This window comes from Xenorhabdus thailandensis (assembly GCF_037996785.1).
Lineage (GTDB): Bacteria > Pseudomonadota > Gammaproteobacteria > Enterobacterales > Enterobacteriaceae > Xenorhabdus > Xenorhabdus griffiniae.
Genome location: NZ_JBBMXF010000013.1, coordinates 31,622 through 50,133, shown reverse-complemented (window position 1 = coordinate 50,133; position 18,512 = coordinate 31,622). Strand labels below are relative to the sequence as shown.

The following is an 18,512-nucleotide window of genomic DNA, read 5'->3' as shown; positions in this document are numbered from 1 at the left end:
GTGAGCAAAGGAATGTTAGAGTGAAAAAACTGGAAAATGTAAGCAGAACAAGAAAAGTGTGAAGTGATGAATGAGATATGGTGCGTCCGAGTGGACTCGAACCACCGACCCCCACCATGTCAAGGTGGTGCTCTAACCAACTGAGCTACGGACGCACATTAAGATTCTTTTTTGTCAACCGGATATTTGGTGCGTCCGAGTGGACTCGAACCACCGACCCCCACCATGTCAAGGTGGTGCTCTAACCAACTGAGCTACGGACGCAATCTAAATTTCCGTGACTGACAACGGGGACGAATATTAACGGGCACTGAGCTTTCTGGCAAGGGGAAAATGCAAATTCTTGTTCAATTGCTCGCATTTACATCTTTTAGCATGAATTAGCAGCTTTTCCCCTTGTGTTGGTAAAAAAGTACTGAATTAACGAGTAGAACGTTTCAGTACATCATGGGCTGGCTGTTTTTGTGTCCATAGGATACGGTAGCCCATCATAAATGCTGATGCGGTTAAACCGATAATGAACCCAATCCAGAAACCCTGTGGCCCCATCGGCTGAGTGACATAATCAGTCAATGCCAGAATATAACCACTAGGTAGCCCTAAGAGCCAGTAAGCAATAAAAGTGATAAAGAAAATAGAACGTGTATCTTTATATCCGCGTAGTATCCCTGATCCAATGACCTGAACCGAATCAGAAAGCTGGTAAATAGCAGCAAACAACATCAAATGGGAAGCAAGAAGAACGACTTCAGGATTATCGTTGTACATAAACGCAATGTGTTTGCTAAACAGTACCGTAAAGGTCGCTGTCACACAGGCAATAATTAAGCCAACAATAATACTTGTATAAGCGGATATCTTAGCGCCTTCTATTGATTGTTGGCCCAGGTTATAGCCAACGCGAATAGTTGCAGCTATCCCCAATGACAGAGGGAACATAAACATCATGGAGCTGAAGTTGAGTGATATTTGGTGCCCAGCAACAGCCACAACGCCAAGCGGAGAAACCAATAACGAAACGACAGCAAACAGGGTAACCTCAAAGAACAGCGCCAAAGCGATAGGTAGGCCAAGCAGTGTAATACGTTTTTGCGTATGCCATTCAGGACCCCCAAATTTTTTGAATGTTTGGATATCTTTTTGGGAAGGAGAGTGCTTCACATAGACAAGCAGCAACAGGAACATGATCCAGTAAACGGTTGCCGTTGCAACACCACAACCTACACCACCCAATTCAGGTGCACCAAATTTACCGTAAATAAAAATATAGTTAACAGGGATATTGACCAGTAATCCGGCAAGGCCAATTATCATTGCTGGTTTGGTTTTCGATAATCCTTCACATTGACTACGCAAAACTTGATAAAACAAATAACCTGGTGCCCCCCACATGATAGCATGGATAAATTCTGTGGCTTTTTGTGCCAATACAGGATCGATATTATGTTGTGCCTCTATAATAAATCGGCTGTTATACAGTATTACGATGGTCAAGATAGAAAGGATGGTTGCAAGCCAAAATCCTTGCTGGATTTGGCCTGCAATATTTTTTCTCTGGCCAGAGCCATTCATGTGTGCCACGATTGGCGTCAAGGCAAGCAATAAACCTTGGCTAAACAGAATGGTTGGCAGCCAGATTGATGTGCCAACCGCCACTGCTGACATTTCAACAGCACCAGCTTTACCGGCCATGACAGTATCGACGAAACCCATCGCAGTTTGTGAAAACTGTGCGATGACAATAGGGATCCCCAAAGCGAGCAAACGACGCGCTTCATTTAAATATTTCTGCACGTACTACACCTTTTTTGATTGAAAATTAACAAGAAAAACAAGAAATATTTTGCGAGCAAACGATGTTAATGGAAAATGTATCGCTTATAAGCCGCCCTATTGTATAGGACTCATTTTATTAATCCAATCATTGCAAGATGTTTATACTCGATATGATTGAAGCAACACTTAACTGAAACTAAACTCAACCCAAATAGTGAGTTAAGTAAAATGATATTTAAACAGAGTCATGTTTAAACGAAATGCTGTTTAAAAGTGGTGAGTGGGTTAAACTAATCCGCTAGATGAAATTATTAAAGAGGTTCCCATGTTTACAGGTATCGTTCAGGGAAAAGCGCCGATAGTTGCTATTGAAGAAAAAATGAATTTTCGGACCCATGTTGTTAAATTTCCGGCTGAATTATTACCCGGAATTGCAACGGGAGCTTCTGTTTCCCACAATGGTTGTTGTCTGACTGTCACTAAGATCGTTGGTGATTTAGTCAGTTTTGATTTAATGAAAGAAACATTACGTCTGACCAACCTTGGTGAACTGAGAATCGGTGATTTAGTTAATCTGGAAAGGGCAGCTAAATTCGGTGATGAAATAGGTGGGCATTTGATGTCCGGTCATGTTATTACGATAGCAGAAATTACCAAGATTTTTACTTCTGAAAATAACCATGAAATATGGTTTCGGATTCACGATAAACCGTTAATGAAATATATCCTGCATAAAGGATTTATTGGGATTGACGGGATTAGCCTAACCATTGGAGATGTAGTCAATAATCGTTTTTGCGTTCATTTAATTCCAGAAACATTGGAGCGCACAACTCTGGGCAAAAAACGTTTGGGTGAAAAGGTTAATATTGAAATTGATCCACAAACTCAAGCGATTGTCGATACTGTTGAACGGGTTATGGCTCAGAAAGAACAAAATAATTTATTGTTTCAGGTTGAAGGGCAATAAAAATATTTCTAGATTGTGTCTTCGATGTTTTAATAATTTGGTTCGACAAAATCTGAAAGCTACAGAAATATCCTATTTCTGTAGCTTGGAGTGCGTATTATGGGGGATCTTATCTAGGTACTCTCAATCCATTTTCTATACCCTGCGGACTGAATATTACCTGCCATAACTGAATATCTCTTGCACGGAATGCACCTGCACAAGCATTCAAGTAATAAGTGAACATTCGTTTAAAGCGTGGGCTATAGTTGTGTTCTATTTCATGCCAACTGGCAGTAAATCGCTCATACCATGCCATCAGTGTTCGGTCATAATCAGCCCCAAAGTTGTGCCAATCTTCCATGACAAATTTTCCTGTCGTTGCTTTGGCAATTTTGGCTATTGATGGTAAACAGCCGTTGGGAAAAATATATTTATTAATCCATGCATCGGAACCTAATTTATCAACATTGGAGCCGATGGTATGGAGAAGAAATAAACCATCAGGTTTTAGATTTTTTTTCACGATATTGAAATAATTATCATAATTTTTAGGGCCAACGTGCTCAAACATACCGACGGATACAACACGATCAAATTGAAGGTTAAGATTTCGGTAATCTTCAAGGATAATTTTTACATTTAAACCTTTGCAACGTTCCTGGGCATATTTCTGCTGTTCGGCTGAAATCGTTACCCCTGTGACAGATACACCGTAGTTTTCAGCGGCATAGGCTGCTAAGCCTCCCCATCCACAACCGATATCTAATACAGTCATGCCTGGGGACAACTGTAGTTTTTCGCAAATCAGGTGTAGTTTATGAGATTGTGCTTCTTCCAGTGTGTTGGCATCTTTCCAATAACCGCAAGAATATTGCATGTGAGGATCAAGCATCCGAATAAACAGGTCATTGCCTAAATTATAATGCTCTTCACCTACAATCCAGGCACGTTTGGGCGATTGTAAATTAAATATACGAGCGATAATTATCTTGAAGATATCTTTGACATTTTTAGGAATACGATGTTCTAAATCTGCCCGTAATACTTTATAAAAGAAAATATCAAGGCGATCACATTCCCACCAGCCATCCATATAGCTCTCACCTAAACCCAAAGAGCCTTCTTTCAATACGCGTTTATAGAAGTCAGGATTTTTAACACGTATGTCGAAAGGGCGTTTGCCATTGATATTGATATCAGCTTCCTGAAGCAATTCGTGGGCGATCCTATGCCAAGGATTAGTGATTGTTTTTTTACCTTCAACGAAAGATGAACTCATATACTCTCCAACATTGGTGTGGTGGAATTTTGAGGTATCACTTTGTAGCTGATTTTTTATTATATAAAACCTCTAAGGTTTATTGGAAAATAATATAGAAATTGTTTTAAAAAGCACATATTGCCTATTCATCCTAAAATTAAATAGAGCGTCAATGCCCTGAAAGACCCCAAATTCCGAAGTTTTAAAATAATTAAACCGTATGAGTATATGAGTGAAATGGCATTTAAACAATCATCTAAAGGTCACATAATGGGGTAACCTTTAGATAATAATGTTCTTAACTATTATTTTTTTAGGAAATTATTTTATTTATGCCTGGTGGCTTTTTTTAATACTTTGTTTTTGCAGCCAATAACCGACAGCCATTGGAACAACCGTAAGCACCATTATTGTCGTCGTCGATAGAAGAGGGTATTCCATAAATACAGAGACGAGCATACTTGCGACAAAACAGAGGCCCAGTTGTAGGGCATTTTGTAATGCAGCTGCTTTACCGCTATCCTGGGGATAAACAGACAGAGCATTTGCTACTGCAATTGGATAGGATGCGCCATTCATTGCTGCCATCACACAAAAAGGAATAAGAATGGCGATAAATGAAGGTTCACTCAATATGGAGAGCAAATAAATAGTGATCATGCTTACAGCATATCCCACTAATAGAAATGGGAATATCGTTTCGCTTTTCACTTTTTCCAATAAGATACGGCAACCATACCCGCCAATCATAAAGGCCAGAGTTTGGGGAATATAACTTAGGCCAATATCGGTAGGATCATAACCCATGCCTTTCAAAATTGTTGGTGAGCCTGTTAACCAAGCAAAAAAACCAGCACTACAAGACGCATAGACCAAAACATTTCCGTTAAAAACAGGGGAAGTTAATAACGTAAAGAAAGAAACTGCCTTTTTATCGGTGTTGGTTTCGATATTAGTACGTTTATTGGTCAGGAAAAATGTGGGTATTAACAACAACATCGTTACGATCATTAAAACCAGAAAAATGATTCTCCAACCATTATGCGTCAATAACCATGCGCCCAACAAAGGAGCAAGAGCAGGGGAAAGGGCAACCAAAGGCATGATCATGGCAAAAATACGTTTGGTACGTTCTGCATCATATCTGTCGACGACTAAAGCCTGCCAAGTTACCGCGGCAGAACAAACACCAACTGCTTGCATAAACCTTAATACCAGTAACTGGGTAGGACCCGTTATCCAAAGCATACCTAAACAACTAATGGAAAACAGGGACAGGCCGATAATAAGAACAGGTTTTCTGCCTAAACGGTCAGACAATTGACCCCATAAAAGTTGTGCAAAAGCAAATCCGGCAAGGAAAATGCTAAGGCTCGCACTGATAGCATTAGTTGATGTATCCAATTCTGCTTGCATTGCATCAAAAGCGGGCAGATACATATCAATAGCCAAATAGCCTAACATGCTTAAGCCGGCGAGATAAGACATAAATGGAATGGCGTTTTTATTTGTTGTCATTGTGTTAATAACTAGGTTTTGTAGTGGATAAGGAAATAGTTAGCCTATTTTATATAGCATGATTTTTACTTGTGAAACGGTAATATTTGCACCATGCTGTGAAAAAAATTGAAAGGAAGATATATGTGGTCTGAATACTCTCTGGAAGTCGTTGATGCTGTTGCCAGAACAGGAAGTTTTAGCGCGGCTGCTTCAGAACTTCATCGTGTCCCTTCTGCTGTCAGCTATACGGTAAAACAGCTTGAAGAATGGTTGGCAGTCCCTCTGTTTGAACGTCGTCATCGTGATGTCGATTTAACAGAAGCGGGAGCAATTTTTGTCAAAGAAGCACGTTCTGTTATCAAAAAAATGAATCACACTCGGCACCAGTGCCAACAGGTTGCCAATGGTTGGCGGGGGCAATTTAGTATTGCGGTTGATCAGGTTGTAAAACCAGAGCGAACGCTTCGGCTAATTTTGGATTTTTATCGTCATTTTCCAGATATTGAATTATTAATTTATCCTGAAGTTTTCAATGGCGTATGGGATGCTCTGGTGGATGGCAGAGTGGATGTCGCTATCGGAGCGACGCGTGCTTCCCCTGTTGGTGAGCGATATAGCTTCAGGGATATGGGATTTATGCCTTGGTTGTGTGTAGCCAGCCCTGAACACGAACTGGCAGTAATATCGGAAAAATTGAATGATGACCAAATGCGGCCTTACCCTAGTTTATGCCTCGAAGATACCTCCCGCAACTTGCCTAAGCGTGATACATGGGCTTTGGATAATCAACGGAGATTAATTGTTCCTGATTGGGATGTTGGATTAAGTTGTTTGATGGATGGATTGTGTGTAGGCATGGTGCCTAAACACCGTGCTCTACCGCTGATCCGTAAAGGCAAGCTGGTTACACTTGAACTTGAACAACCATTGCCTGACAGCCCATGCTGCTTGACATGGTCGCAAAAAAGCCATTCACCGGCATTAAGTTGGTTACTTGATTATCTGGGGGATAGCGAAACGCTTAATGCCGAATGGCTACAAGAAAATTAACTGTCAGCGGCGATAATCGATAAAAGGTCCATCTGCAACAGAGCGCCGTTCAACAAGGCGTGGGTGGACTTCAATAGTTTGTGCATCCTCACGTTTATTGACGATCCTGTCCAGCAACATTGAAAAGGCCATTTGCCCTAAACGCTCTTTGGGTTGGTGAATGGTTGTCAATGCTGGCGTAAAATAGCGGGCATTACGAATATTATCATAACCGATGATTGAAATATCTTGCGGAACGCGCAGACCCAACTCATCAGCTGCACAGATCGCTCCCATCGCCATGACATCTCCACCACAGAAAACAGCAGTTGGACGATGTTTTTGATTCAGGATCTTATACATGGCTTGATAACCGGACTCAGGTTCAAAATCACCTTGTACAATCCACTCATCCCGAATGGCTATATTGCCTTCTTTTAGTGCCTTAAGAAAACCTTGGTGGCGGCCTCCCCCTGTATTTCTTGCCAATGGTCCAGGAATAGATGCAATATCACGATGGCCACGTTCAATAAGATAACGACCCGCCAGATAACCACCATGAAAGGCATTATCAATAATTGCATCGGTAAAATCGCCTCTGGATTCTCCCCAATCCATGACCACCATAGGAATATTACGATAGCCTTCCAACATACTCAAAAGTTGCTCAGGGTATTCTGAACACATTACTAGCAAACCATCGACGCGTTTTTGTGCGAGCATCGCGAGATACGCTTTCTGTTTATCAAGATTGTTATGAGAATTACATAAAATCAGGGTATAACCTTTGCTATAGCAGCTATTTTCAACCGATTCTATGATCTCAGCAAAGTATGGTGCTTCACTTGATGTTGCCAGCAATCCAATGGACTTGGTGTGGTTAACTTTTAAGCTACGGGCAACCGCACTGGGAGAATAGTTCAATTCGTTAATAGCGGCCCAAACTGCAGCCTTTGTATCTTCGGCGACGAAACGGGTTTTATTGATAACATGGGATACGGTTGTGGTCGAAACACCAGCGCGTTTAGCCACATCTTTAATCGTTGCCATGAAAAAAGGACTCCTGACCTAATTTATATACCCTTTATCTTTCTTGTCGGGTATAGCTATTTGTTAATCGTTTGCCAATATATTTATATACAGGGTGATGGTTGACAATAATTTCGCGGTAAACCTTGGATTTTGTCTGATCTAGCTCAAAAGTGAAAGCAATAATCGATGCTATAAAGAGTATGTACTAAATATTGCGGTATGGTTTTTTCGATATATGGCAAATAACCGCTTAAAATTTATGGTGTTGAGGTGTCTTAATTTTCACATTGAGGATATTCTATGGATACAGATCTGAAATTGGGATTATTGGCCGCCAGTAGTGCATTAATCATGATTATTTTTCTGGGGAGCCTCTGCCTGATCTGATCAAGCTCTAAAAGAATTTGTAGCCCCACTTGCCTTAAGGGCGGGTTTTCCAACATGCGGAATGCCGCGAATAAAGGAAAACCCGCCCTTATTATTTCAAGCTAGTATAAGAATTAGGCTTATTAAGCCAAGTTTTCTTCAACAAATTTCCAATTGACCAGAGCCCAGAAGTGTTCTAAATATTGGGGGCGTGCATTGCGGTAATCGATGTAATATGCGTGCTCCCAAACATCAACAGTCAGTACTGGTTTATCTTCGCCAGTCAATGGCGTTGCTGCATTAGACGTGTTAACGATAGCCAAAGTACCATCAGCTTTCTTAACTAACCAAGTCCAACCCGAACCAAAGTTTTTCAAGGCTGAATCAGTGAACTGTTGTTTAAACTCAGCAAAAGAGCCGAAAGCATTGTTGATAGCGTCTGCCACTTTTCCGGTAGGTTCGCCACCCCCATTTGGTGACAGGCTATGCCAGTAGAAAGTATGGTTCCAAACTTGTGCTGCGTTATTGAAGATGCCACCTTCAGATGTTTTGATGATTTCTTCCAGAGATTTTCCGGCAAATTCAGTATCTTTAATTAGATTATTCAGATTTACAACATAAGCGTTGTGGTGTTTGCCGTAGTGATATTCCAGAGTTTCTGCAGAAATGTGTGGTTCCAGGGCATCTTTGGCATAAGGTAATGCTGGTAATTCAAAAGACATTGCATGCTCCTTTTTTTAATATCGGGTTTTTGGCTCTGCAAACCATGGCTTAGACACGAACCATGAGCAGGGCAAATTTAAGTTTATTATCGTGTTGCTATTTTGATAATTATCTTAACAACTTTTCTGCTAAATAACAGGGAAAAAGATGCTATTAAGCTGCGAACTGGTGCAGAACTGAGCTTAATATGGATTGAATACAGTCAGTTGAAATGAAAATATTAAGTGATCACTTGTGGTAAGTCATAGCAAAAATTTGCCATACAAAGTTCACGGTAGAAAAATTAGCGTAGAAAGTGGTATTCTGAATCAATCTTTATCTTATGCTGATAAATAGCGCTTGCAGTTTTTAAGGAAGCAAAAATGACTAATATCAATACAAACACTAACACGGTTACTGATACAACGGCTGATGCGGTAATTGAAAAAATCGAACGCCAAATCAGAGAAAACCCAATTCTGTTGTACATGAAAGGTTCACCAAAATTGCCAAGCTGTGGCTTCTCTGCACAGGCAGTTCAGGCTTTATCAGCTTGTGGTGAACGTTTTGCTTATGTGGATATTCTGCAAAATCCGGATATCCGTGCTCAATTACCTAAGTATGCAAATTGGCCGACTTTTCCTCAGCTTTGGGTTGATGGTGAGTTGGTGGGAGGTTGTGACATTCTTGTTGAGATGTATCAACGCGGTGAACTACAAACACTGATCAAAGAGACTGCTGATAAATATCGTGAGCAGGAATAAGGTCAGTCATTCATTTGAATAATGGCTACTTTTTATAGCCCCATACTTATTAAAGATGGGGCTTACTTTTTTAGGATCCGCAGTTAGCGTTATCAGTAGAAGCTAGCGGCCAACCACCCAGCCGCTTCCAGCGATTAACCAGTTCACAGAAAAGTAGGGCGGTTCGATCAGTATCATAAAGAGCACTATGAGCCTGATTGCTGTCAAACGGAATTTCCGCTGTGATACAGGCTTTGGCAAGAATTGTCTGACCAAGAACCAAGCCACTGAGTGCAGCAGTATCAAAAGTGGCGAACGGATGGAACGGATTGCGTTTCAAACCAGAACGTTCAGCAGCAGCCATAACAAAACTGTGATCAAAATTGGCATTATGAGCGACTATAATTGCACGGTTACAATTCGTGTCTTTCATGCCTTTACGGATCATTTTAAAAATTGCATGTAAAGCAGTGTATTCACTGACAGCCCCTCGTAAGGGGTTTGTAGGATCAATACCAGTGAAAGCGAGAGCGGCAGGATCAAGATTAGCCCCTTCAAAAGGCTCGATATGAAAATGCAGTGTATTGGCAGGCGTTAGCCAACCATCTTCATCCATTTTTAAAGTAGTTGCAGCAATTTCAAGTAAAGCGTCTGTACGCGCATTAAAACCAGCGGTTTCGACATCAATGACAACAGGATAGTAGCCACGAAAGCGCCCACTTAGCATATTTTTATCATTTTGATTAGGCATCTGATTTTCAGTTCTTAGCTTCAGGATTCTTTTTTTGATTCTGGAATAGTGGGTATTATGACAAAATTTGAAGTGTCTTGCAGAAATAATGCTTATCTGGTGGGGAATTAAAGGGCAATATGCCCTTATATACCTTATAAATAGCTGTATACCAATCCACTTCAAGATGCATGTAATTTCTCCCCGCGAAGCGGGGAGAAATCAGGTTTCATATCGTGTTGTAAATTGCAGCTTGAAGTTTAATGCGTATAGCTATAATTTGATAGCTATTGATAGAGTTAGTTGCCTAATGCATTGCTGGCACTTGAATTTTCGATAAGTTCAATCTTATAGCCATCGGGATCTTCAACGAATGCAATGATAGTTGTTCCACCTTTAACCGGCCCTGCTTCACGAACTACTTTCCCTCCAGCACGTTTGATGCGTTCACAGGTTGCCACAACGTCGTCAACACCCAAGGCGATATGCCCAAATGCGGTCCCCATTTCATAGTTTTCAACACCCCAATTATAGGTTAGCTCAATAACGGCGCCTTGACTTTCATCGGTATAACCAACAAACGCGAGAGAATACTTATACTCTGGATTTTCGCTGGTGCGAAGTAAGCGCATCCCCATTACCTGAGTATAGAAATCAATCGAACGCTGCATATGGCCTACACGGATCATAGTGTGGAGTAAACGCATGATTACCTCCTGATATTTATAGTTTTATTGCGAAATATAGCCTTATTGCAAAACTTTGCCCACCTATCTGTATGTGCCTGATTACTATAGCGTGTATAGATCAAATAATTCAAATTATCCGGCTTATTTTGGTTGTTACCATTTTGTTTTGAAATATTATGGCTGAAGTTTATACTGGCCAACAAACAGTCTTATTTTTGGAATGTTTGATAAGCTTAGAGGTAGGGGGGAAGATGGCTGAACAATTAGAATTCTTTGCTATTCCAAACCCTTGCCGAGGCGTTTGTGAATCTGATCCCCGTGGTTTTTGCCGAGGATGCTATCGCAGTAGAGAAGAGCGATTTATATGGATGAAATTATCGAATGGTGAAAAAAGAGAAATATTGCGGTTATGTCATCAGAGAAAACTAAGGGAGTTAAGAAGTAAGAGGGATGAAGAAAATATCATTTCAAAACAATCCGATTTATTTTAATTTCATTCTGAGTTGTCTAAAAAGTATCATTTATACCAATCTAACTTCAAGATATGTGTGATTTCTCCCCGCGAAGCGGGGATAAATCAGGTTTCATAGCGTGTTGTAAATTGCAACTTGAAGTTTAATGCGTATATATGAATTACAGTTTAGGATGATCCAAAAATAAGAAATATTACTAGTCATAAATGATATATTATTTATGTTACATTTCTTTTATTTGACATAAGTCATTTCAAAATATTATTTCTGTTACCTATATTAGCCATTCCAGTAAAAATTTTTTATTAAAGAATTATTTATTGAATGAAAAATGATCAATCTGTTATCTTATTGTTTTTTATATTATTTATTATGAGGTGGCTAATCTCTGTAAGAGAAAAATGATATTAATGTAAAAATATATAGATTAGTATTTGGATGGCGGTTATTCTTATAGAACTTTGGTCGAGTGGAAGTGTATATATTTAGGAGGGTATTTTTTGTTGACATCTAGAATTTCAATAGTTTAGTTGGAGGATTATTTTATACAGTTTATATCGTTGGTGGATTAATGCGCGATATTATTCTGTACGCCATACAATTTCGCTCTTCAGGGCGACGAAAATGTCAACTTTGAGTAACAAGCCAACGCGACACTAATTAGGTAATTAGCGAACTTGCTGACTCTGCTAATGTAAGCATGATATAGGGGTGCGTATCCATTATTCATATGAATAAACTGATTGGATAATTCATTGATGTTATATGAGTCTCTAATTATAAGGAGGGGTAATTGGAATTGACATTGGGATCAGATCTGGCACGTTTAGTCCGTGTTTGGCGCGCTTTAATTGATCATCGTTTGAAACCGTTGAAATTAACTCAGACGCATTGGGTTACTCTATACAATATTAGTCAACTACCACCAGAGCAGTCACAGATACAGTTAGCAAAAGCTATTGGTATTGAACAACCCTCTTTGGTGAGAACGCTTGATCAATTAGAAGAAAAGAAACTGATTACACGTCATACATGTGCTAATGATAGACGTGCAAAAAGAATCAAATTAACCAAAGAATCGGAAAATTTTATTAGAGAAGTAGATAGTGTTATTGATTCGACCAGAAAAGAAATTTTGGAAGGAATTACTCATGATGAGTTAATTCTACTTGCTTCTGTAATAAAGAAAATTGAAAAAAATATTAACCAATTGCACAAACAGGTAATATAAGAATTAAACTATAATAATAAAATCGCGGCCCGGATATTTGTTACTGGTAAGCCGCGATTTTTTGTCTTGTTTATTTGAGTATTTCAAAGAGGTGATACAGTCAAAGAATTTCCGCTGTTTGCGATCTTGACGCGTTGCCCTCTGCTGAATACGACGCTATCCAATTTTTGTACTATGATAAGATTTTTTCCACTGTCCATACGAATTTCTAGCTCAACACCTTTCGTTTGGTCTAAAGTACCTTCGATTCTTTGGCCGGCTAAACCGCCAGCAATAGCACCGGCGGCTGTGGCAAGCCTTTGACCAGAACCATCACCAACTGTATTACCTAGCAGCCCTCCCAAAACAGCACCACCAATGAGACCCAACATATTAGGATCACCGGCTTGTTTGCCTTTAATCGTGACGGGTCGTACAGACAGAATGGTCCCATAGGTCACGGTTTGAGCTTGTTTGGCTTGACCAATAGAGTAAGTATCACTAGAAAGTGCTCCCATGTCTGCACAGCCAGACAATGTGGTTACTACAATTGCACCAACCAGGAAACGTTTTAACATAGTCACTCCTAATTTTAATACCCGACAGGGAAGCTTGATAATAAACTTATCACCAAGTGTTCGGCTACTAATGATGTATGTCTACATCGTAATAAATGTTCACAATGAACGAAAAGAATAATTCCTGACCAAAAGCTTAGCAGGTTTTGTGAAGAGCTTTCCAAAACTCAGATTTTATCCCTGATAATGATCGTTATTTTATCGTTTACGCAAGATTAAATGTAATCCACATGTAAAATATGATCCATTATTCAATGGGGGAAATGTTTATGAAGTCAGGATGTTATATTGGTGTGATGTCTGGCACCAGCATGGATGGGGTTGATGTTATTTTGGCGGAGATCAGTGATAAGGCTGTGACTCAGCAAGAGAGTTATAGTTATCCTTTTCCGCAAGAGCTTAAGCAAAAATTGCTATCCATTTGTCAAGGGCAGCAGACGACATTATCAATGGTCGGGAGACTTGACTATGAGCTTGGCACTCTCTTTGCGGAAGCTGTTCAAGGGTTACTGAATAAAGCAGGGTTGACTGCAAATGATATTATAGCAATTGGATGTCACGGGCAGACTGTATGGCATGAGCCGGACGGTGAAAAACCTTTTACTATGCAAATTGGTGACAATAACCGAGTGGCAGCACTTACCAATATCACAACGGTTGGTGATTTCAGACGGCGTGACATGGCTTATGGTGGTCAGGGTGCCCCTTTGGTGCCTGCATTCCATATGGCTGTATTGGGCCATCCGACAGAAAGGCGTGTTATTTTAAACATTGGCGGAATAGCAAATATCTCAGCACTTCTGCCTAATTCAGCCGTTAAGGGATATGACACCGGGCCGGGTAATATGTTGATGGATGCTTGGACATGGCGGCATAAGCAATTACCTTATGATAAAGATGCACAATGGGCCAATGAAGGGACTGTTAATGCTTCTTTACTCCAGAAAATGCTTTCTGATCCTTATTTCGCACGTACAGCACCGAAGAGTACAGGGCGTGAATATTTTAATATGGCATGGTTGGAAAAACAGTTGGCTGATTTCCCTGATGTGGAACCCGTGGATGTTCAAGCCACATTAGCTGAACTAACGGCTGTAAGCGTTGCTCAGCAAGTTAGGCTAAGTGGTGGGTGTGATCGTCTTCTGGTATGTGGTGGCGGGGCGCGTAATCCATTCGTGATGAATCGGCTATCGGCTTTATTGCCAGGTACTGAAGTGACCACAACAGACAAATATGGTTTGAGTGGTGACGACATGGAAGCACTGGCATTTGCCTGGCTAGCATTCCGAACAATGTCTGGGTTGTCGGGTAATTTACCATCAGTCACAGGTGCGGATAGAGAAACGATTTTAGGAGCAATTTATCCGGTTGTCAGATAATTGGTTGGATAATGATCAATTAACGGATGGTCATTATTAATTAAAAGACGGCAGTTAGCTAACAGATAACAATGGTATGCTAATACTCATTAATAAATAGAGAGTTAGAAATGTCAGAGAATAATGAAACCGATATTGCAGAACTGCGCAGGGAATATATACGTGGTGGGTTAAGGCGAAAAGATCTTACTGAAGAACCAATTGAACTTTTTGAACGTTGGTTAAAGCAGGCTTGTGAAGCGAAGCTCAGCGATCCGACAGCAATGTGTATTGCGACAGTCGATGAGCATGGGCAACCTTATCAACGCATCGTTCTATTAAAACATTTCGATGCTGATCACTTGATATTCTATACCAATCTTGGCAGTCGCAAGGCAAAACATCTGACCCAGAATAACCGGATCAGCCTCCATTTTCCTTGGTATCAATTGGAACGACAGGTCAGTTTTCTCGGCAGAGCTGAGCGCTTATCCCCGGTTGAGGTTGTAAAATATTTCCATAGCCGTCCGAGGGATAGCCAAATTGCAGCCTGGGCTTCCCAACAATCTTCAAAGGTATCAGCCAGAAGCATTTTGGAAGGGAAGTTTTTGGAGTTAAAACAGAAATTCCAGAATGGTGAAGTTCCTCTCCCTAGTTTTTGGGGAGGATTCAAAGTCAAATTTGACTCAGTTGAATTTTGGCAGGGCGGAGCCCATCGTCTTCATGATCGTTTCCTGTATCAACGTGATGGTGATAAGTGGAATATTGACCGTTTGGCTCCTTAATTGCAAATTACAGCCAATCAGGGCAGTGAATTGCAAAATAGGGGAAATAATTACTGTTTTTAATACTGGCACTTATATAACTGGCGTTTTATGCTATAGCACTTGTTTATCACGAGATGCTTATATACCCAATAGATTTCAAGTTGCGGCGTAGCTAACAAGGCGGCAACATGAAAGACGCGTATAAAAATATAAGCAAAGTATACAAACTGATGGAGTTATTAATGTCTAGCAATAACCTGATTAAACAACTGCAAGAGCGGGGCCTTGTTGCCCAGGTAACGGATGAAGAGGCGTTAGCTGAGAGACTGGCGCAAGGTCCGGTTTCTCTCTATTGTGGCTTCGATCCTACCGCTGACAGCTTGCATTTGGGCCATCTGGTTCCCTTGCTGTGTTTAAAACGATTCCAACTTGCTGGACACAAACCTATTGCGTTGGTTGGTGGGGCGACAGGATTGATTGGTGATCCAAGCTTTAAAGCAACCGAACGTAAATTGAATACAGGGGAAACGGTCAAAGAGTGGGTTGAGAAAATTCGTAACCAGGTTTCTCCGTTCCTTAGTTTCGAGGGTGAAAATGGTGCAGAGTTAGCCAATAACTACGATTGGTTTGGTCAAATGGATGTGCTGACCTTCCTGCGTGATATCGGTAAGCATTTTTCCGTAAACCAAATGATCAACAAAGAGGCGGTGAAGCAACGTCTTAACCGTGATGATGTTGGTATTTCCTACACTGAATTTTCTTATAACCTATTGCAGTCTTATGACTTTGCAAATTTGAATAGAGAATATGGTGTTGAATTACAGATTGGTGGATCAGACCAATGGGGCAACATTACTTCAGGTATCGATTTGACGCGTCGCTTAAACCAGAAACAAGTGTTTGGCATGACCGTGCCACTTATCACCAAATCAGATGGAACTAAATTTGGTAAGACAGAGGGTGGGGCAGTTTGGTTGGATCCGAAGAAAACGAGTCCGTACAAATTTTACCAGTTCTGGATTAACACAGCAGATGCAGATGTTTACCGTTTCTTGAAATTCTTTACTTTCATGAGCATTGAAGAAATTAATGCACTGGAAGAAGAAGATAAAAACAGTGGTAAAGCGCCTCGTGCCCAATATGTACTGGCAGAACAAGTTACCGGTCTGGTGCATGGTGAAGAAGGTCTTGCAGCGGCGAAGCGTATCACCGAGAGTTTATTCTCAGGAGCCATTGCCGATTTGACCGAAGAAGATTTTGCCCAATTAGCACAAGATGGAATGCCAACAATTGAACTTGAAAAAGGTGCTGATCTGCAACAAGCATTGGTCACCGCCGAATTTGTTCCTTCCCGTGGGCAGGCACGTACTATGATCAGTTCTAATGCGGTTTCCATCAACGGTGAAAAACAATCCGAACCTATGTATGTATTTACGGATAGTGATTGTTTATTTGGGCGTTATAGCTTATTACGCCGTGGTAAAAAACATTATTGTCTCGTCAATTGGAAATAATTAACTGATATTCTTAAGGGCAACGATAATGTTGCCCTTAATGTATCTGGTGTCTTTATAAATATTATCCATTCATAAATTAAAAATAATAAACTAGGCCTTATTATGAATAATGTTCTTTCAATTCAGTCTCATGTTGTCTTTGGCTATGCTGGAAACAGTGCGGCTGTTTTTCCGATGCGTCGTATGGGAGTGAACGTATGGGCATTAAATACGGTTCAATTTTCAAACCATACCCAATATCCTCAATGGCGTGGCTGTGTCATGCCGCCGGAACACTTGTCGGAAATCGTGCAGGGAATAGGTGAAATAAATAAACTCGCATCCTGTAATGCAGTTTTGAGTGGTTATATTGGTTCTGCGGAGCAGGGAAATTATATCCTTGATATCGTAAAGCAGGTGAAAGAAGCCAACCCTGATGCATGGTATTTCTGTGACCCTGTCATGGGACATCCAGAAAAAGGATGCATAGTTGCTCCGGGCGTTGCAGAATTTTTATGTGATAAAGCTCTGCCAGCCAGTGATGTTATTGCACCTAATTTGCTGGAGCTTGAAACATTGGCGATGCGAAAAATTAGCAGCGTAGAACAAGCGATATCCGCTGCGCGTGAGTTATGTGAAAAAGGTCCCAGAATTGTATTGGTTAAGCATTTGAGTCGTGCAGGTTATCAGGCCGATTGTTTTGAAATGCTTTTGGTCACTAAAGAGCATAGTTGGCACGTTAGCCGCCCATTAATTGATACGGGAGCACGTCAGCCAGTTGGTGTTGGTGATTTAACGAGTGGTTTGTTTCTCGCTGATCTATTAAAAAACCCTTCTTTGACAAATGAAGCATTACAAGCTGCCTTAGAACATGTTGCCGCTGCGGTTTACGAAGTGATGTTGGAAACGCAAAAGAGTGAGGAATATGAATTACAGATTGTTGCTGCACAAGATAGGATAGTTACTCCAGCACATCAATTTCATGCTGTCAGAATAGACTAATAATAAAAAAACAGTCCCACCCATAATGTTATGGCTGGAACTGTTTTTAACAGACTATTACTTTAACTCTAATTCATTCATGGCCGCGATGCTGAAACCGCCATCAACATGCAAGATCTCACCGCTAATACCACCAGCCAGATCTGAACACAAGAAGGCAGCCGCATTACCGACATCCTCTGTTGTCACAGTGCGGCGAATAGGTGTAACCGCTTCACAGTGTGCCAGCATCTTACGGAAATCTTTGATACCAGAAGCTGCCAGAGTACGGATTGGGCCAGCAGAGATACCATTAACACGAATACCTTCAACCCCCATTGCATTTGCCATATAACGTACGTTTGCTTCCAGGGAGGCTTTTGCCAGACCCATTACGTTATAGTTAGGAATGGCACGCTCAGCACCCAAATAACTCAAGGTAAGCAGGGCAGAACCTGGATTCAACATATTACGGCAGACTTTCGCCATTGCGACGAAGCTGTATGCGCTGATGTCGTGGGCAATTTTGAAACCTTCACGGTTAACAGCGTTAACATAATCACCATCAAGCTGGTCAGCCGGTGCATAACCGATAGAGTGAACAAAACCATCGAATTTAGGCCATACTTTGCCTAATTCAGCGAACAATGCGTCGATACTTTCATCTTCAGCCACGTCACATGGCAGAACGATATCTGAATTCAGTGATGCGGCGAATTCTTCGACGCGAGGTTTCAACTTGTCATTTTGGTAAGTGAAAGCCAGCTCTGCTCCCTGATCGTGCATTGCCTTGGCAATTCCATAAGCAATAGACAGTTTGCTGGCGACGCCAGTAATGAGAATGCGCTTGCCGGTCATGAAACCCATAG

At 40.9% G+C, this 18,512-nt stretch carries 18 protein-coding genes and 2 tRNA genes; 9 read left to right on the top strand and 11 right to left on the bottom strand.

Features of this window, described 5'->3' with window-relative positions; all coding sequences use genetic code 11:
• Positions 1–78 precede the first annotated feature (78 nt).
• The 3 genes from AAC853_RS13745 to AAC853_RS13735 all read right to left on the bottom strand — a co-directional run bounded on the left by AAC853_RS13745 (position 79) and on the right by AAC853_RS13735 (position 1,794).
• A tRNA-Val gene (locus AAC853_RS13745) sits at positions 79–155 on the bottom strand.
• 32 nt (positions 156–187) lie between these two features.
• Positions 188–264, bottom strand: a tRNA-Val gene (locus AAC853_RS13740).
• 156 nt (positions 265–420) lie between these two features.
• Positions 421–1,794, bottom strand: a complete 1,374-nt coding sequence (locus AAC853_RS13735; protein ID WP_340614882.1) for an MATE family efflux transporter — start codon at positions 1,792–1,794, stop codon at positions 421–423.
• A gap of 307 nt (positions 1,795–2,101) precedes the next feature.
• Here AAC853_RS13735 and AAC853_RS13730 point away from each other — a divergent pair, with 307 nt between their 5' ends.
• Positions 2,102–2,746, top strand: coding sequence for a riboflavin synthase subunit alpha (locus tag AAC853_RS13730; protein WP_338882489.1), 645 nt, complete (start codon positions 2,102–2,104; stop codon positions 2,744–2,746).
• Between the two features lie 109 nt (positions 2,747–2,855).
• Here AAC853_RS13730 and cfa read toward each other — a convergent pair whose 3' ends face one another.
• Together cfa and punC are read right to left on the bottom strand one after the other, a co-directional pair.
• Entirely contained in the window at positions 2,856–4,007 is a 1,152-nt protein-coding gene (cfa, locus tag AAC853_RS13725; protein WP_340614881.1) for a cyclopropane fatty acyl phospholipid synthase, read from the bottom strand.
• Positions 4,008–4,319: 312 nt separating this feature from the next.
• Entirely contained in the window at positions 4,320–5,507 is a 1,188-nt protein-coding gene (punC, locus tag AAC853_RS13720; RefSeq protein ID WP_340614880.1) for a purine nucleoside transporter PunC, read from the bottom strand.
• 123 nt (positions 5,508–5,630) lie between these two features.
• Here punC and punR point away from each other — a divergent pair, with 123 nt between their 5' ends.
• Entirely contained in the window at positions 5,631–6,539 is a 909-nt protein-coding gene (gene punR / locus AAC853_RS13715) for a DNA-binding transcriptional activator PunR (RefSeq protein WP_340614879.1), read from the top strand.
• 3 nt (positions 6,540–6,542) lie between these two features.
• On the opposite strand, the gene purR is transcribed toward punR, so the two are convergent.
• Positions 6,543–7,568 (bottom strand): HTH-type transcriptional repressor PurR, encoded by a 1,026-nt coding sequence (gene purR / locus AAC853_RS13710; protein WP_340614878.1) that lies wholly within the window; start codon positions 7,566–7,568, stop codon positions 6,543–6,545.
• 491 nt (positions 7,569–8,059) lie between these two features.
• Positions 8,060–8,638 (bottom strand): superoxide dismutase [Fe], encoded by a 579-nt coding sequence (gene sodB / locus AAC853_RS13705; RefSeq protein WP_338882482.1) that lies wholly within the window; start codon positions 8,636–8,638, stop codon positions 8,060–8,062.
• A 363-nt stretch (positions 8,639–9,001) separates the two neighbouring features.
• Between sodB and AAC853_RS13700 the strand changes: the two genes are divergently transcribed.
• Positions 9,002–9,382, top strand: a complete 381-nt coding sequence (locus AAC853_RS13700; RefSeq protein ID WP_189760907.1) for a Grx4 family monothiol glutaredoxin — start codon at positions 9,002–9,004, stop codon at positions 9,380–9,382.
• A 70-nt stretch (positions 9,383–9,452) separates the two neighbouring features.
• Here the strand turns inward: AAC853_RS13700 and rnt are convergent, their stop codons facing one another.
• Both rnt and gloA read right to left on the bottom strand, forming a co-directional pair.
• The gene (gene rnt / locus AAC853_RS13695; protein ID WP_340614876.1) at positions 9,453–10,112 is read right to left on the bottom strand and encodes a ribonuclease T; all 660 of its coding nucleotides are present in this window, start codon (positions 10,110–10,112) and stop codon (positions 9,453–9,455) included.
• A gap of 278 nt (positions 10,113–10,390) precedes the next feature.
• The gene (gene gloA / locus AAC853_RS13690; RefSeq protein ID WP_338882479.1) at positions 10,391–10,798 is read right to left on the bottom strand and encodes a lactoylglutathione lyase; all 408 of its coding nucleotides are present in this window, start codon (positions 10,796–10,798) and stop codon (positions 10,391–10,393) included.
• A 233-nt stretch (positions 10,799–11,031) separates the two neighbouring features.
• On the opposite strand from gloA, the gene AAC853_RS13685 reads away from it, so the two are divergent.
• Positions 11,032–11,271 carry a DUF1289 domain-containing protein gene (locus AAC853_RS13685; protein ID WP_340614875.1) on the top strand — a complete coding sequence of 80 codons (240 nt, stop codon included), beginning with the start codon at positions 11,032–11,034 and terminating at the stop codon, positions 11,269–11,271.
• Between the two features lie 775 nt (positions 11,272–12,046).
• Complete coding sequence (gene slyA / locus AAC853_RS13680) at positions 12,047–12,484, top strand: transcriptional regulator SlyA (protein ID WP_338882476.1); 438 nt, start codon at positions 12,047–12,049, stop codon at positions 12,482–12,484.
• 83 nt (positions 12,485–12,567) lie between these two features.
• Here the strand turns inward: slyA and AAC853_RS13675 are convergent, their stop codons facing one another.
• On the bottom strand, positions 12,568–13,041 hold the full coding sequence (locus tag AAC853_RS13675) for an outer membrane lipoprotein (protein WP_338882475.1): 474 nt from the start codon (positions 13,039–13,041) through the stop codon (positions 12,568–12,570).
• Positions 13,042–13,310: 269 nt separating this feature from the next.
• Between AAC853_RS13675 and anmK the strand changes: the two genes are divergently transcribed.
• The 4 genes from anmK (at position 13,311) to pdxY (ending at position 17,664) form a co-directional block, all read left to right on the top strand.
• Positions 13,311–14,420, top strand: coding sequence for an anhydro-N-acetylmuramic acid kinase (gene anmK / locus AAC853_RS13670; RefSeq protein WP_338882473.1), 1,110 nt, complete (start codon positions 13,311–13,313; stop codon positions 14,418–14,420).
• A 110-nt stretch (positions 14,421–14,530) separates the two neighbouring features.
• Positions 14,531–15,184, top strand: coding sequence for a pyridoxamine 5'-phosphate oxidase (gene pdxH / locus AAC853_RS13665; protein WP_338882471.1), 654 nt, complete (start codon positions 14,531–14,533; stop codon positions 15,182–15,184).
• A 224-nt stretch (positions 15,185–15,408) separates the two neighbouring features.
• Positions 15,409–16,680: a tyrosine--tRNA ligase gene (gene tyrS / locus AAC853_RS13660; protein WP_338882470.1), complete on the top strand. Its 1,272-nt coding sequence runs from the start codon at positions 15,409–15,411 to the stop codon at positions 16,678–16,680.
• Between the two features lie 105 nt (positions 16,681–16,785).
• A complete protein-coding gene (gene pdxY / locus AAC853_RS13655; protein ID WP_340614874.1) occupies positions 16,786–17,664 on the top strand; it encodes a pyridoxal kinase PdxY in 879 nt (292 codons plus the stop codon).
• Positions 17,665–17,721: 57 nt separating this feature from the next.
• Here the strand turns inward: pdxY and fabI are convergent, their stop codons facing one another.
• Positions 17,722–18,510, bottom strand: coding sequence for an enoyl-ACP reductase FabI (gene fabI, locus AAC853_RS13650; protein WP_273558177.1), 789 nt, complete (start codon positions 18,508–18,510; stop codon positions 17,722–17,724).
• Positions 18,511–18,512: the final 2 nt, after the last annotated feature.

Coding starts and splice junctions, on each gene's coding strand:
- AAC853_RS13730 (WP_338882489.1), top strand. CDS start 2,102: ATGTTTACAGGTATCGTTCAGGGAAAAGCGCCGATAGTTGCTATTGAA.
- cfa (WP_340614881.1), bottom strand. CDS start 4,007: ATGAGTTCATCTTTCGTTGAAGGTAAAAAAACAATCACTAATCCTTGG.
- punC (WP_340614880.1), bottom strand. CDS start 5,507: ATGACAACAAATAAAAACGCCATTCCATTTATGTCTTATCTCGCCGGC.
- punR (WP_340614879.1), top strand. CDS start 5,631: ATGTGGTCTGAATACTCTCTGGAAGTCGTTGATGCTGTTGCCAGAACA.
- purR (WP_340614878.1), bottom strand. CDS start 7,568: ATGGCAACGATTAAAGATGTGGCTAAACGCGCTGGTGTTTCGACCACA.
- sodB (WP_338882482.1), bottom strand. CDS start 8,638: ATGTCTTTTGAATTACCAGCATTACCTTATGCCAAAGATGCCCTGGAA.
- AAC853_RS13700 (WP_189760907.1), top strand. CDS start 9,002: ATGACTAATATCAATACAAACACTAACACGGTTACTGATACAACGGCT.
- rnt (WP_340614876.1), bottom strand. CDS start 10,112: ATGCCTAATCAAAATGATAAAAATATGCTAAGTGGGCGCTTTCGTGGC.
- gloA (WP_338882479.1), bottom strand. CDS start 10,798: ATGCGTTTACTCCACACTATGATCCGTGTAGGCCATATGCAGCGTTCG.
- AAC853_RS13685 (WP_340614875.1), top strand. CDS start 11,032: ATGGCTGAACAATTAGAATTCTTTGCTATTCCAAACCCTTGCCGAGGC.
- AAC853_RS13675 (WP_338882475.1), bottom strand. CDS start 13,041: ATGTTAAAACGTTTCCTGGTTGGTGCAATTGTAGTAACCACATTGTCT.
- anmK (WP_338882473.1), top strand. CDS start 13,311: ATGAAGTCAGGATGTTATATTGGTGTGATGTCTGGCACCAGCATGGAT.
- pdxH (WP_338882471.1), top strand. CDS start 14,531: ATGTCAGAGAATAATGAAACCGATATTGCAGAACTGCGCAGGGAATAT.
- tyrS (WP_338882470.1), top strand. CDS start 15,409: ATGTCTAGCAATAACCTGATTAAACAACTGCAAGAGCGGGGCCTTGTT.
- pdxY (WP_340614874.1), top strand. CDS start 16,786: ATGAATAATGTTCTTTCAATTCAGTCTCATGTTGTCTTTGGCTATGCT.
- fabI (WP_273558177.1), bottom strand. CDS start 18,510: ATGGGTTTCATGACCGGCAAGCGCATTCTCATTACTGGCGTCGCCAGC.